Source organism: Candidatus Egerieousia sp., assembly GCF_056211015.1.
In genome coordinates, this window is record NZ_JBAELF010000043.1 from 1 (window position 1) to 14,687 (window position 14,687).

The 14,687-nt window shown below is 47.7% G+C and carries 13 protein-coding genes; 9 read left to right on the plus strand and 4 right to left on the minus strand.

Going from position 1 to position 14,687, the window contains the following annotated elements; all coding sequences use genetic code 11:
- Positions 1-114: 114 nt before the first annotated feature.
- Complete coding sequence (locus tag AC06L3_RS03385; RefSeq protein WP_475669212.1) at positions 115-984, plus strand: dihydropteroate synthase; 870 nt, start codon at positions 115-117, stop codon at positions 982-984.
- Between the two features lie 118 nt (positions 985-1,102).
- Here AC06L3_RS03385 and lptB read toward each other — a convergent pair whose 3' ends face one another.
- The 4 genes from lptB to AC06L3_RS03405 are packed head-to-tail and all read right to left on the minus strand — an operon-like array spanning position 1,103 to position 6,172.
- Complete coding sequence (lptB, locus tag AC06L3_RS03390) at positions 1,103-1,861, minus strand: LPS export ABC transporter ATP-binding protein (protein ID WP_475669213.1); 759 nt, start codon at positions 1,859-1,861, stop codon at positions 1,103-1,105.
- Between the two features lie 6 nt (positions 1,862-1,867).
- Positions 1,868-3,736: a DNA polymerase III subunit gamma/tau gene (locus AC06L3_RS03395; RefSeq protein WP_475669214.1), complete on the minus strand. Its 1,869-nt coding sequence runs from the start codon at positions 3,734-3,736 to the stop codon at positions 1,868-1,870.
- A gap of 21 nt (positions 3,737-3,757) precedes the next feature.
- The gene (locus AC06L3_RS03400) at positions 3,758-5,206 is read right to left on the minus strand and encodes a S28 family serine protease (protein WP_475669215.1); all 1,449 of its coding nucleotides are present in this window, start codon (positions 5,204-5,206) and stop codon (positions 3,758-3,760) included.
- A gap of 15 nt (positions 5,207-5,221) precedes the next feature.
- Complete coding sequence (locus AC06L3_RS03405; protein ID WP_475669216.1) at positions 5,222-6,172, minus strand: diacylglycerol/lipid kinase family protein; 951 nt, start codon at positions 6,170-6,172, stop codon at positions 5,222-5,224.
- A gap of 112 nt (positions 6,173-6,284) precedes the next feature.
- On the opposite strand from AC06L3_RS03405, the gene AC06L3_RS03410 reads away from it, so the two are divergent.
- The 8 genes from AC06L3_RS03410 to AC06L3_RS03445 all read left to right on the plus strand — a co-directional run bounded on the left by AC06L3_RS03410 (position 6,285) and on the right by AC06L3_RS03445 (position 13,887).
- The gene (locus AC06L3_RS03410; RefSeq protein ID WP_475669217.1) at positions 6,285-7,061 is read left to right on the plus strand and encodes a ParA family protein; all 777 of its coding nucleotides are present in this window, start codon (positions 6,285-6,287) and stop codon (positions 7,059-7,061) included.
- 14 nt (positions 7,062-7,075) lie between these two features.
- Positions 7,076-8,002 (plus strand): ParB/RepB/Spo0J family partition protein, encoded by a 927-nt coding sequence (locus tag AC06L3_RS03415; RefSeq protein ID WP_475669218.1) that lies wholly within the window; start codon positions 7,076-7,078, stop codon positions 8,000-8,002.
- A gap of 3 nt (positions 8,003-8,005) precedes the next feature.
- Entirely contained in the window at positions 8,006-8,992 is a 987-nt protein-coding gene (locus AC06L3_RS03420) for a DUF5683 domain-containing protein (protein ID WP_475669219.1), read from the plus strand.
- A 12-nt stretch (positions 8,993-9,004) separates the two neighbouring features.
- Positions 9,005-10,636 (plus strand): LysM peptidoglycan-binding domain-containing protein, encoded by a 1,632-nt coding sequence (locus AC06L3_RS03425; protein WP_475669220.1) that lies wholly within the window; start codon positions 9,005-9,007, stop codon positions 10,634-10,636.
- An 89-nt stretch (positions 10,637-10,725) separates the two neighbouring features.
- Positions 10,726-10,899, plus strand: coding sequence for a histone H1 (locus AC06L3_RS03430; RefSeq protein ID WP_475669221.1), 174 nt, complete (start codon positions 10,726-10,728; stop codon positions 10,897-10,899).
- A 116-nt stretch (positions 10,900-11,015) separates the two neighbouring features.
- Entirely contained in the window at positions 11,016-12,128 is a 1,113-nt protein-coding gene (gene alr, locus AC06L3_RS03435; protein WP_475669222.1) for an alanine racemase, read from the plus strand.
- 20 nt (positions 12,129-12,148) lie between these two features.
- Positions 12,149-12,949: a polysaccharide deacetylase family protein gene (locus tag AC06L3_RS03440; RefSeq protein ID WP_475669223.1), complete on the plus strand. Its 801-nt coding sequence runs from the start codon at positions 12,149-12,151 to the stop codon at positions 12,947-12,949.
- The gene (locus tag AC06L3_RS03445) at positions 12,946-13,887 is read left to right on the plus strand and encodes a glycosyltransferase family 2 protein (RefSeq protein ID WP_475669224.1); all 942 of its coding nucleotides are present in this window, start codon (positions 12,946-12,948) and stop codon (positions 13,885-13,887) included. Before AC06L3_RS03440 ends, AC06L3_RS03445 begins: the two co-directional genes overlap by 4 nt.
- Positions 13,888-14,687 lie beyond the last annotated feature (800 nt).

The window sequence follows — 14,687 nt, forward strand, 5'->3', positions numbered from 1 at the left end:
GGCGTCAACCCTTTTCATGAACTTTGGCGACTACAAATTATGTCATGAGGGTTTCATTTCAAATAAAAAGGAAAAATTAGCTACATTCGCACAATATCAGGAAACACAGACACTATGGACAGGAAGGTGAAGATAATGGGAATCATCAACCTCAACGATGATTCATTCTACAGCGGCAGCCGTTGCCCGGGTTCCGCATTCGGGCATAGACTTGAGACCATGCTCAGAGACGGGGCCGACATAGTTGACCTGGGAGCTGTATCTTCCCGACCAGGAGCTCTTTTTGCCAGCGCTGCTGAGGAATGGAGCAGGCTACGTGAGCCCCTTGAAGTGATCAAGAACTTCGGGCTGCCTCCAAACAGCATTTCAATAGACACTTTCCGCTCGGAAATTGTTGAAAGGGCCGCATCCCTGCTTGGCGACAGTTTCATAATAAACGATATTTCCGCCGGCACCGGCTTTGTTTCCACCTGCAACGCCTCCAGAAAAAAATCATTTGCCAAGCCGGGGTCATTCCCACGCAGTGAATCCTCCCCGGAAAGCAATATGCTGGAATTCGTGGGGAAATACCAGTTCCCTTACATTGCCATGCATATCAAGGGCACACCGCAGACAATGCAGACTCTTTGCGATTATCCGAACGGTGTTGTAAACGAAGTGAAACAATATTTCGCAGATTTTGAAAAGAAAGCTCTTGCATACGGAATCAGGGACTTCATCATTGACCCGGGATTCGGTTTTGCAAAGACAATTGAACAGAACTGGGAGCTGTTCAACGCCATCCCTGAGCTCAAGCAAAGCAGCGGAAAAAGAATTCTTGTGGGGATATCAAGAAAATCAATGATATACAAACCGCTTGGAATAACTCCTGAGCAATCTCTGGAGGCAAGTGTCAAGGCAGATATTAAAGCTGCGGAACTCGGAGCGGACATTCTCCGCGTTCACGACATAGTTCCAACCATCAAATCCTTACGGTACTCATAGACAGTCATTCTACAACAGTCAGGACAGGACGTGTGAGAACGGGAGGCCATTTTCAGGTGGGTGGTTCTCAATGAGCCTCTATTGAAACGCATTAGGCAGGGGTGCTTGCGTACCAGAACTAATTATCCTCCGAGCGTTCGTGGAGAACGGCCTTCCGCAACTCGAAGTTCTGACCGAGATAGCGCTTGCGCACCTCGGGGTTGTTGGCAAGTTCCTCAGGAGTGCCGCTTACGAGTATGGATCCTTCATAAAGAAGATATGCACGGTCCGTGATTGCCAGTGTTTCGTGAACATTGTGGTCTGTGATTACTATGCCAATGTTCTTCTTCTTGAGTTTGGCAATGATATGCTGGATATCCTCAACGGCAATAGGGTCAACTCCGGCAAACGGTTCGTCAAGAAGAATGAACTTAGGGTCGATTGCCAGCGCCCTGGCTATCTCGCAGCGTCTTCTCTCACCGCCTGAAAGCTGGATACCGTAACTTTTCCTCACTTTCTGCAAACCGAACTCAGCTATAAGGCTCTCCAGTTTCTCCACACGCTGTTCCGGTGAGATATGCTTTGCCAGCTGCATCACCGACATAATGTTATCCTCCACCGTCATCTTTCTGAATACGGAAGCCTCCTGTGCAAGATAGCCCACTCCTTTCTGCGAACGCTGGTACATAGGCAGGTCGGTAAGTTCCTCATCATCCAGGAAAATCCTTCCGGAATTCGGTTTGATGAGTCCGGTTATCATATAGAAGCTGGTGGTCTTGCCTGCTCCGTTAGGTCCGAGCAGACCAACTATTTCGCCTTGTTCAACTTCTATTGACGCACCTTTCACAACGGTGCGCATTCCGTATTTCTTTACAAGATTCTGTGTATATAGTCTCATATTCCTTTATTTCAGATCAAGGTCCAGTTCCTTTTTCAATTGTGCATATTCCGGGAACTCTCTCTGCAGATGGACATCCTTCTCCACAGGCATATAAGGTGCCCTTGGCTTTGATTCCAACGCCGGTGCCTGCATTTCAACAAGCAGCTTGAGATTGAAATTGTCAAGCAGTTCCCTGAGTATGCTCTCCAGCGTAAGCAGTATCTTCTTCTCAATCCATGATTTCTGTGCGCTGTTGGTTACAGGGAATACAATTGTTGTGCCATCTTCCTTCATCAGGGCGCTTGTTGACTTTATTGCCGCTACGAGATTCGGATATTTTGCAACCTGCGCATCCTCGGTCATCTTCACCCAGGCTTTAGCAAGGCTCTCAGCCGTAATCGGACTGATATGTTCAGCTTCCCTGACCTTCTCCTGTTCCTGCTGCTCCTCTTCATCCATCATGCTTCCAAGCATATTTGTGATTGACATTCCAATGCTTGCTTTCTTTGGTTCCGGTTTTACAGACTCCGGTGCAGGTGCCTGGACAGGCGCTGGCTCAGATGAAGCTTTCTCAGGCTCCGGTGCAGGTGCCGGCTGTGAAACAACCGGTACAGGAACCACCGGTACAACAACCGGCTCAGCTGTCTGAACAGGCGCAGGTACTGCAACAGGCTTTGAGGCTGCAGGCGCAGGGGCCGGCGCATAGGTCTGAGCGTTAGACTCAGCTGGTGCTGGTGCTGGTGCTGGTGCTGGGACTGGGACTGTTACGGGTGGAACATTGAGCCTGGATTCAGGAAGAGGTGCCGCCAGGCTGGCGAGTTTCACAAGAAGGAACTCAACCAGAAGGCGCTGGCTCGGGCTGTTCTTGTACTCGGCCTCGCATTTGGTGGTGAGGGTGAGGGCATCAAAGAGGTACTTCACGCTGCACAGGGAAGCCTGCTCCATATATTTCGCAGCTATCGCCTGTGAAGTCTCAAGAAGCCTGCTTGTTGAGCTGTCCTTGCAAACGAGGAGGTTCCTTATATGGCTGGAAAGGCCGCTTACGAAATATTGTGCGTTGAAGCCTTTGGCAAGCACTTCGTCAAACAGCAGAAGGCTCTTTGCATACTGGCCGCCGAGGCTGCTTCGTATTATATTGAAATAGTAGTCGTAGTCAAGTACGTTGAGGTTCTTAATGACCTGTGAGTATGTTATGCTGCTTCCGCAGAAGGCAACGGTCTGGTCAAAAAGCGTGAGTGCGTCGCGCATTGCGCCATCGGCCTTGGTGGCAATCACGTGCATGCTCTCGTCATCTATTGTAACGCCTTCCTTTGCAGCTATGTCCTTGAGATTGCGTACTATGTCCTCAATTCCTATACGGTTGAAGTCGTATGTCTGGCAACGGCTGAGGATGGTTGGAAGTATCTTGTGCTTCTCGGTTGTTGCAAGAATGAAGATTGCATACTCAGGCGGTTCCTCAAGAGTCTTGAGGAAGGCGTTGAACGCAGCCTGTGAAAGCATGTGAACCTCATCTATTATGTAAACGCTGTATCTGCCTGTCTGCGGTGGAATCTGGACCTTGTCGGTAAGTTCCCTTATGTCATCGACGGAGTTGTTGGAGGCTGCGTCAAGTTCATGGATGCAGTACGAGCGTCCTTCGGCAAAGGACCTGCAGCTCTCACACTCACCGCAAGGCTCCATGTTCTCACCCGGATTCGAGCAGTTGATTATCTTGGCAAAAATCCTGGCCGATGTCGTCTTGCCTACTCCTCTCGGGCCGCAGAACAGATATGCATGGGCAAGCTGGCCCCTCTGGATGGAATTCTTGAGCGTGGCTGCAATGGAATCCTGTCCTATGAGCGTTGAGAAGCTCTGCGGTCTGTACTTTCTGGCGGATACAATGTAATTTTCCATAAGTTCAATCTTGTTCGCGTTTTATCTGGCGCTTATTCCCAGCCACTCTCCAAGAGTGATGATTGCCTGAGTCATGTCGGCTGCAGGCAGATTCAATATTCGTGCCCGGTGGCCCTGCTCCTGTGTATTGATATACAGGACCATTGACTGTCTGCCCTCCCCCTTTGCCTTGAGCTGCTCGTTCACAACCGGTGCCTGTGGCATCACACTGCTCCAAGGGTCCCAGAGACCGTATATGAACATCATCCTGTTGCCGGTTTTCTCAAGGAAAGCATTTATGTCATTGCAAAGGTAAGAATCAAACTTGAATTCCTGAGTTGTAGGAAGCATAATTCTTTTCATATAATCATCGGCGTCCTTTATTGAAAGGAGTCCCTTGAAAGGCTCGGTGTCGTATCCGTAGTAACCAAGTTCCTTCACGGCCTGAACATAGAATGGGGAACTCTGCTTGTCCTTTGCGAAATAATCGCTTCCGGCAACCATCTGCAGGTAATCGAACATGGCTTCATCGGTGAGATTCTCCAATGAAGGGATGGTCCTGGTCTTGCGGCCCCACTGCCAGAAGGCAAAAGGAAATTCCAGGACAGTCATATCCAGCACCTCGCTTACAGGAACCTTGAACTCCCAGTGCTCCTTGGCCGCCTTGGCTTCAAGAAGTTTCTCCATTGACTGGCGACGGTTCAGAACTGCTTTCTGGAATTCATATATTATGCTTCTGTCCTTTTCGGTTGCAACCTGATCCTTGAGGAAAGGCTGATGTCTCCCGTCATTCACGGCGCGGCACACAGGGCCTACATAAGGAACCGAGATGTCCATGTCCTGAGGGTAGTACGCAGTGTAGAACATTGCTGTCTGACCGCCCTTGCTTATTCCCGTGGCAATCCATTTGCCAGTATAGATATGCTTGAGAAGTCTGTTAACATTGTGATGGTCGGCCGCAGCCTGCTTTGCGGTCATATAATCCCAATTGAGATTCTCCATACTCACAGGAGTGCTGTCCTCGGCCTTCCACATTGCATCCGTGCTGTCCTTCAGCTTGAACTTGGCAATATGTGGCACGGACCTGCCGAAGTATCTGTGTTCCACCTCAACCATATTGGTCCTGAACATTGTTGACAGTTCGTTGTTGTAACCGGGAGCCGCTCCGCGGCCTGTGTAGCCTTCGGTCACCTGAACCATAGGACTGGTGCAGTTCACGTGCATGAGCACCACCTGCTGCTCGAAAGTGCCGAGTGCAGGATTGTTGTGGTCAATCGGCTGCTCCAGCATCAGGAGAATCTTGTAACTGTACAGGTCCTCCAGTTTTGGTGAGACCTGCAGAGTGGTGTCCGCAGAAACAATCCTCAACCCTTCCGCCTGCGCAGCCTGATACAGTTTTGCAAGCATATCCTTTTTTGAAACATCCTGTGCGCTGGCCAGAGAACATACAGCCAGAATCGACAGCAGGAACAACACAATCCTTTTCTTCATAATATGTACGTTTTCTTATTCTTCAATTTTGAAATGAGGTCCTATGACAACCCTTATGCTTCCCGGGACCAGCTCGAAGGTGAACGGGGACTCCCCCACAGCCTCACCGTCTATCTCTATCCTGGTGCTCGGATTTGTCTCAATCTCTATTCTCTTTGCCTGGGTGAACAGAACGTTAGGGACATCGTATATGGAGCCCGAATAGAGCAGGCGGAAATTCCTGATTATCTTCAGCTTGCTCATCTTCCTTATTATGGTGAGGTCCATGAGCCCGTCGTCAACCTTTGCCTGAGGGGTCTGCTTCATACCGCCTCCATTGTATTTTCCTATACCAACCGCTCCGGAGAAGACCGGACCGTCATAAAAGAGCTTTCCGTCGGCATAAATTCTGAAATGCTTTGAACTGTATGTGGCAAAAGTTGCAAGCGTGCTTCTGATATAAAGCCATTTACCGTACTTGCCGTTATCCTTGAGCTTGTTGTACTTCAGGTTCACTATGGCGTCATATCCGAGACCTGCAACATTGGCCATGTACCTTATATGGTCAACCATTGTTTCGTAGAACCCCACCTTTGCCACATCCTGTATCACGGTCTTCCTTTCCACCAGCGATTCAACCGCCTCCGAGTATGTCTTGCTTATGCCGAACATCCTTATCCAGTCATTGCCCGTGCCGGTTGGTATCACCGCAAGGTATATGTCGGTTGTTTGAACGGCTTTCTGTATGAATATACCGTTCACGACCTCGTGGACGGTTCCATCACCGCCTATGGCCACAATATGTCTGAATCCGTCATTTATGGCCTTCACGGTGAGCTCTATGGCATGATATTTGTGTTCAGTGAACAGGCAGGTGAAGTTCAGGCCGCTGGCGTACATTCTGTTTGAGATTGCAGGCCAGTCCTTGAGTCCCCGGCCGCTGCCGGCCTTGGGATTGACTATCACCATCCAACGTGATTCTTCCATCTGTTTATAACTTTTGAATACAAAATTAACAAAAACTACGGGCATTAAAAAGGATTTGTTATTTTTGCAAATTACATTATCCTTATCAGGATTCGTTTAAATTTTGAAAATTATGGGAAAGACAATAGCTATAGCCAATCAGAAAGGTGGAGTGGGGAAAACAACTACAGCAATAAATCTGGCTGCCAGCCTTGCCGTTCTTGAAAACAAAGTTCTCCTCATTGATGCCGATCCTCAGGCAAACAGCACATCCGGTCTCAACTTCAATCCGGATTCCGAAGACGGAGCAACCTTGTACGAAGTACTCATTGGAAAGAAAACTCTTGAAGAAATAATCCTTGATTCCGAAATAGCAAAGCTCAAACTTGCGCCTTCACACATAAACCTTGTTGGAGCCGAGATTGAGATGCTTCAGATGGATGAAAGGGAAATGATATTGAAAAATGCCGTTGCAAGCCTGAAGGAACAGTATGATTACATCATAATTGACTGTTCACCTTCACTCGGCCTCATTACAGTGAACTCGCTCACAGCAGCGGATTCAGTGATAATACCTGTTCAGTGCGAGTATTTTGCGCTGGAAGGCCTGGGCAAGCTTCTCAACACCTTGCAGATTGTTCAGTCAAGGCTCAACCCTTCGCTTGAGATAGAGGGCTTCCTTCTCACAATGTACAATGGCATTCTCAAATCCGCCAACCAGGTGGTTGAGGATGTCAAGAAGCATTTCGGTGCAATGGTTTTCAATACAATGATATCAAGGAATGTAAGGCTTTCGGAGGCGCCGAGCCATGGCAAACCTGTAATCCTTTACGATGCCATGTCAACCGGAGCCAACAACTACCTGAACCTTGCCAAGGAAGTTTTATCAAAGAATCAAGCAGTCAAATAAAGGAAAGGACCATTATGCCAAAGATACCAACAGGTCTTGGTAGAGGCTTGGACGCACTCATACCAAAGAATTTGCAAGCGCAGAAGCAGCCGAATGCAGCTCCCTCCGCACAGGCCACTCCTACTTCTGTATGTCTGATAGACATAGACCTCATTGAGGTCAATCCATTCCAGCCTCGTACCGAGTTCAACGAGCAGGCTCTTGAAGAGCTGGCTTCCTCAATTGAGCTGATGGGTCTGATCCAGCCGGTGACCTTACGTCCCATCGCCGGTGGAAAATATCAGATAATAAGCGGAGAGAGACGCTGGCGCGCTTCAAGGATGGCCGGTCTGAAGGAAATACCTGCCTATATCAGGAAAACCGATGACAACGGCATGCTGGAGATGGCAATTGTAGAGAACATACAGCGCGAGAACCTCGATGCAATAGAGATAGCCATTTCATTCCAAAGACTCATTGACGAATGCAAGCTCACGCAGGAGGAAATGGCGGTGAGGGTTGGCAAGAAGAGGGCGAGCGTAGCCAATTATCTGCGCCTGCTCAGGCTTCCGGCACCTGTTCAGCTGGCTCTTCGCCAGGACAAGCTGAGCATGGGCCACGCCAAATGCATTCTCAGCCTTGAGAAGGAGAAGGACCAGTTGAAGATGGCCAACGCAATAATTGAAAAGGGGCTTTCAGTGAGAGCCGTTGAGGCAATGATCAAGAAAATAAGCGAAAGACAGCTCAAGCGTGCATCAAAGGACAGTTCCCCTACAAATGCGGCTGAATCCACAGATCTGCCTGAATACTATTTCAAGGTAGTTGACACTCTTGGCAGATTCTTCAACAATAATGTTACGGTGAGCCGCAACAGGAACGGAAAAGGCAGCTTCACCATCAGTTTTGCCTCCGATTCGCAGGTAAGCCAGTTTTTAGCAGCATTGGAGGAGGCAGGACTATAGGACATGGCATACGGACGCAAAGTACATATCTCACCATTTTTCACAGCGATGGCATTCTCCATTGCCCTGCTCTGCGCCTCGTACGCCACAGTTTACGCACAGCACAACCTCTCGGAGGGCACTTTCACCACCAACGGAGTACCCGGCAGCAATGTTGACAACAACGGCTACCCCCAGAACGACACCACATACACGCGCGGCGATGAAGGCCCCACCTTCACTATCGGCGACTACTTCCATGGTCTGGCAATACAGGATTCGCTGAAGATTCAGCATATGTTCTTCGGTTCACTGCTGATGCCTGGAACCGCACAGTATTATAACAAACAGAAGTGGAAGATTCCAGTAATCTACGGATTGCTTGGAGGATGCATAGGAGGAGCCATTGCCAGCAAGGAGAACCGCACACCTTTTGTAATAGGTGCGGTGGCAACATACTTTGCTTCAGTGCTTGACGGAGTCGTATGCTATAAGAGCGATGTCAAGCCTCTGCCTGCCAGACATACGATTTATTCCGCACTTCTACCGGGATGGGGACAGGCCGCCAACGGAGACTACTGGAAAATACCTGTCTTCTACGCCGGCTTTGCCGCAACCGCCTATTTCTGGGCAACCAACCAGCAGCAGTACAGCAGGTACAGGAACTATCTTCTTCATCCTGAGGAATATCACGGTTCGCTCAGCCAGAAGGACCTTATCTGGTACAGGGACAAGCACAGGCGCTACAGGGACTATTCAATCCTTGGAACAGCCCTTGTTTACATACTCACCATAATAGATGCCAACGTGTTCGCCCACATGAGCAGCTTTGACATCTCCGATGACATGGGGATAACAATGGCCCCGAGCGTAATAGACAACAACATGCAGAACACCGAAGTATCCGTACAGGGTGACGGAGGTGCGCCTGCCACAACAATAAATGTATCAAAACCAAGTGTTGCTCCCGTTGAACCCGCAATCGGATTCACATTGGGTATAACATTCTAAAAGCAAAGAGACATGAAAAGGAACCCGGTAATCATTATCTCACTTGTTCTTGTTCTTCTTACAGGTGCTATCAGTTCCAACGCAGCGGACAGGAGGCAGAAAAGGCTTACCAGAAAGGAACTGCAGCTTGAAGTTGACCGTTTGAGATATATGGTTGATTCACTCATGCTCATTGTAAGCGATTCAACGGAGGAGGAGGTTCAGACCGACTCTCTCAATCCTGGCGAGCTGAACAGCATGGACTCGGAATTCTTCGAGAACCCCAACCCGGGGGAGAACATTGATTCCCTGCTGGCACAGTGGTACAGCCGCAGAAGGACTCTCACAAGCGATATGCTCGAAGCAGACTCAGTAATATACCAGTCAAGCATACCCGATTCCGTTTACATCCGCAAGATAAAGAAACTGAATTCGTACATTCCGATTCCGTACAATGAAATAGTAAGGAACCATATCATCCTGTATACGGAAAAGATGCCTACATTCAGTGCAAAGGTACTGGCTCTTGGTGAATACTACCTCCCTATATTCGAGGAAATCTTTGACAAGTACGGTCTGCCAAAGGAACTCAAGGCAATGGCAATCATTGAATCAGGCTTCAACCCGGTGGCAAGATCAAGGGCAAGGGCCATGGGCATGTGGCAGTTCATGTACAGCACTGGCAGAATGTATGGCCTTACAATGAACTCCTACGTTGACGAACGCCTCGATCCTATCAAGGCCTGTGACGCAGCCGCAAGATATCTGAGAGATTCATATATTGTGTTCGGAGACTGGGCGCTGGCCATTTCATCCTACAACTGCGGCTCCGGCAATGTGCTCAAGGCCATCAGGAGATGCGGAGGTTCCACCCATTTCTGGGATCTTTACAGATACCTTCCAAGAGAGACACGTGGCTATGTTCCGGCTTTCGTTGGTGCGCTGTACCTTCTCAAATATTACAAGGACTATAACATAACACCTAACGCACCTTACTCCCTGCCTCCTCAGGTTGACACATTCGAGATAAAGAAGAACCTGCATTTCGGACAGATTTCAGAAGTGGTTGGAGTTCCAATGGAGACTCTCCGTCTTCTCAACCCTCAATATATAAAGGACATAATCCCGGGAAATGAGAAGCCTTACGTGCTTACAATTCCTCACCAGTACACAGCAACTTTCGTTGACCACGAAAAAGACATATACACATACAAGGACTCCATCTATTTCAATCCTATTGTATACGCAAGGTTGCAGGACGAAAGAGCCATGTCTGAGGGCCGTTCCATTGTACACAAGGTAAAGAAAGGTGAAACATTGGGCAGGATTGCAAGAAGATACGGTGTTACAACCTCACAGATAATGTCCTGGAACCATTTGAAGAGCAGCAGGAAACTCAGAATAGGTCAGAGACTCCACATTTACAAGAACGGAGGCGATTCAAAGAAGAGTGCCAGGGCATCGTCAAACAATGACAAAGTCTCATCATCTGCAAACACACAATCAGCCAGCAGCGATGCTCCGGTATACTATACTGTGAGAAAAGGCGATACTCTCTCCAAGATTGCCCACAGGAACGGAACCACGCTGAACAGGCTTCTCAAGCTGAACAATCTCACTGTAAAATCCAGGATTTACCCCGGAAAGAAGTTGAGAATTAAATAATTAGTAAAAGTTTTTACTTAAATTTGTTTGTTTAATAGATTTTATTATATAACTTTGAATTCGTAAATAAAACCTCAAATCTTATAGTTATGAAAGAACTTATCGATCAGATCAAAGTTGAAATCGAGAATTTCACAGTAAACGCTGATGCACAGCTCGTAAAAGGAAATAAAGCAGCAGGTACAAGGGCAAGAAAAGCCGCTTTGAACCTTTCAAAACTCATGAAGGAGTTCAGAAAAGTATCAGTTGAGGCCAGCAAATAAGTTTCCTTTGATAACAGGAGAACAAAGCCTGCAAGTCCTATGACCTGCAGGCTATTTTTTTTGTATATTTGTCCCTTATAAATTTCTTAGGTTTAAAGTTTCAAAAAAATAAAGAAATGGAAGCAACAAACACATTTGCGCAGCTTGAGATCAGCTACAGGAACTGCGTTCACAATTACAGATACTTCAGAAGCAAGCTCAAACCGGAGACAAAACTTCTCATCCTTATCAAAGCCAACGCATACGGTCACGGTGCTGTTGAATTTGCCAGGATAATGGAGAAGGAAGGAGCGGATTACTTTGCCGTTGCCCACCCTTGGGAAGGCATAGAGCTCAGACAGGGCGGCATCAAGATTCCTATCCTCGTGCTCACAACCGGAACCGACTACTACAGGGAAATGGTTGAGAACAGGCTCGAACCGGGCATTCCTAACCTCTACAGCCTTGAGTTCTTCACCAATGTCCTCAAGGAAATGAACGTAACGGACTATCCTGTTCACATCAAGCTCGACACCGGAATGCATCGTCTCGGCTTCATGGAAAAGGACCTCCCGGCTCTCATTGATAACCTCAAGGCCAACAGGAATGTAAAAGTTCAATCAATCTACTCGCATCTTTGCGTAGCCGATATGCCTGAATGGGATGAGTTCACATTGAGCCAGATAAAGCTTTACCAGAAGATGGCTCCACAGATTGATGCCATCCTTGATTACAAACCGATACACCACATCCTGAATTCAGCAGGACAGGAAAGGTTCACGGAATATCAGATGGACATGTGCCGTCTTGGCGTAGGAATCTACGGCATAAGTTTCGTGGATGACAAGGCGCTTAAACCTGCCGCTTCACTCAAATGCAAGATTCTCCAGATAAAAGAGCTTGAAATAACAGACGGAACTGTTGGATACGGCCGTTGGGGAAGACTTCATCCGGAAGGAAAGACCGTTATTGCAACCCTCCCTCTCGGATATGCAGACGGCATCAACCGCCACCTTGGAAGAGGCAATGCAAAGTTTTTTGTGAACGGCAAGCTCTGCCCTACAATCGGCAACATCTGCATGGATATGTGCATGATTGACATTACAGGAGTTGACGCAAAGGTTGGTGACACAGTTACCATATTCGGTGACAAACCGCACGCAAATGAGCTTGCATCCATTCTGGATACCATTCCATACGAGGTGTTCACATCGGTTGCAAGGAGAATCAAGAGAGTTGTTGTTGACTGATCAAAAAAAATGATTTCTGCATGATATTGTTGAGCTTTGATACGGAAGAATTCGATGTTCCAAAGGAACACGGTGTAGATTTCACCCTAGATGAGGGTATGGAAGTTTCAATTGCAGGCACAACCAGGATACTTGATGTGCTTGACAGGACCGGTGTGAAAGCCACCTTCTTCTGCACCGGAAACTTCGTACGGAAGGCTCCGCATATCATGCAGAGAATCATTGAAGGCGGACACGAGATAGCTGGACATGGCGTTGACCATTGGAGTCCGAAGTCAAGCGACGTTTCTCAGGTCAAGCAGATAATAAAGGAAGAACTTGGAATTGAAATCAGAGGTTACAGACAGCCGAGAATGTTCCCGGTAAGCTATGAAGACATAGCCACAAACGGCTATATATATAACTCATCACTGAATCCGGCATTCATACCCGGCAGATATATGCACCTTACAACGCCAAGGAAGCCTTTTCTGAAAGACGGCGTTCTCCAGATACCTGCATCCGTCACTCCAATCGTGCGTTTCCCTCTGTTCTGGCTGGCTCTTCACAACCTTCCTGAAAGATTGTATCATCTGCTTGTCAAATGGGTTCTGAAGGGCTCCGACTGCTTTGTGACCTATTTCCACCCATGGGAATTTTTTGATCTCAAGCAAAACCCACAGCTCAGAATGCCTTTCATAATAAGGAACAACAGCGGCATGGCAATGTGCCGGAGGCTGGAGAACCTGATTGAAATGCTCAAGGCAAGAGGGGAATCCTTCTGCACCTATACCGAATACTCCATAAAGAAAATCGAGGAACTGAAAAAAGAGCAACCATGATTAAATTAGGAATAGTTTCACCGTGTTACAATGAGGCGGAGGTTCTTGTCCACAGCACCCGAAGATTGGAAGATCTTTTCAATGACCTCATAGGCAAAGGCAAGATATCCAAGGACAGTTTCGTACTGTTCGTAAACGATGGGTCAAAGGACTCCACCTGGAGCATAATAGAGCAGCTGCACGGCTCCAAACCGTTCATCAAAGGGTTGAACCTTGCTCACAACGTAGGTCACCAGTGTGCAATCATGGCCGGAATGATGACCGCCAGGGAATGGGCTGACGGCATTGTAACTATTGACGCCGATCTGCAGGATGACCTCAACTGCATTGAAAAGATGATTGATGCCCATGCAAACGGTTACGATGTCGTTTACGGAGTAAAGGTGAGCCGCACTGCCGACAGCTTCCTCAAACGCAAGAGCGCAGAAACATTCTACAAGCTCCAGAAAGGAATGGGCGTTGATATGGTTTACAACCATGCGGATTTCAGATTTCTCAGCCGCAGGGTGCTTCAGGCGCTTGCGAACTATCCTGAAAGGAACCTTTACCTCAGAGGTATGATTCCTCTCATAGGATTCAATTCAACAACGGTTGAAGACGTGATCTCCGAAAGGCAGGCCGGAGTTTCCAAATACACCCTAAACAAGATGCTCAACCTGGCGATGGACGGAATAACCTCATTCAGCACCAAACCGCTGGCCCTGATGGTAAGCGCCGGCATCATCTTCATCCTCATAAGTCTTGTCATAGCCTGCTATGTACTCTACTCCCTGATAGTCCATACCGCCGTACAGGGATGGGCTTCCCTCATTCTCAGTGTGTGGTTCGTAGGAGGAGTCATACTGCTTGCACTGGGCATAGTAGGCATTTACATTGGCAAAATCTACGCCGAAGTCAAACGCCGCCCGCTCTACAACGTCAAGGACCTCCTGGACTGACACCTCACTTCCCGCCCGAGGCACGGAATCAAGAGCTAACTATTTGATATTCTCTTTTTGTATCTCAATTTTTGGCGAGATTTTGGCGACTTACGATGATTCCATTATTGATCCACAGGAGCCATTGCCCTTGCTTCCGGTGATTTAGTAGTCATCGGGCACTACATTTTAACCCCGGATTGGGAATCAATCACTTACGAGGACCTTAAAAACAGAATGTGCATTCTACGCACTTCTGCAAGGGGTAACTTTTTTGAAAATATTTTCGGGATGGAAAGTTGGGTTAGCTGAATTATTTTGAATGACCCTGGTTGGAATTGAACTTTTGAGAAGCCTTGAAAACCCTGTCAAATCCCACATAGAACGCACTAGAACGCCATTTTACGTGATTAGGGGCAAAAATGTTGAAATCTCCAGTTTCCATATCTTCGATTCCCGCCTGAGGCACGGAATTAAGAGCTAACTTATTGATTTTCAATAGCTAACTCTTTTGTGTCGTGATTTTTGGCGAGTTGGGAAGACAACTATGGAAAAATCGGTTTTTGCACACATGCCCCCAATTAAACCACATCATTCGTTGCTATCGTTGGTACTCTCGGACTAATTCCTCCACAATATAGTTGTCACCATAAAGGTAGAGGCCGGTTTTCTCGTCATGGAAACGCCGGCAGGTGTTGCTCTTATAGAAGATGTCCAGTGCATCTGTCATAGAAATGTGGAAGCGCTCCGACATTTTGACCACGATACAACCTATCCGGTTCCAGCGGATGATATTGCGTACTTGTCTGTGTTCTTCTGCG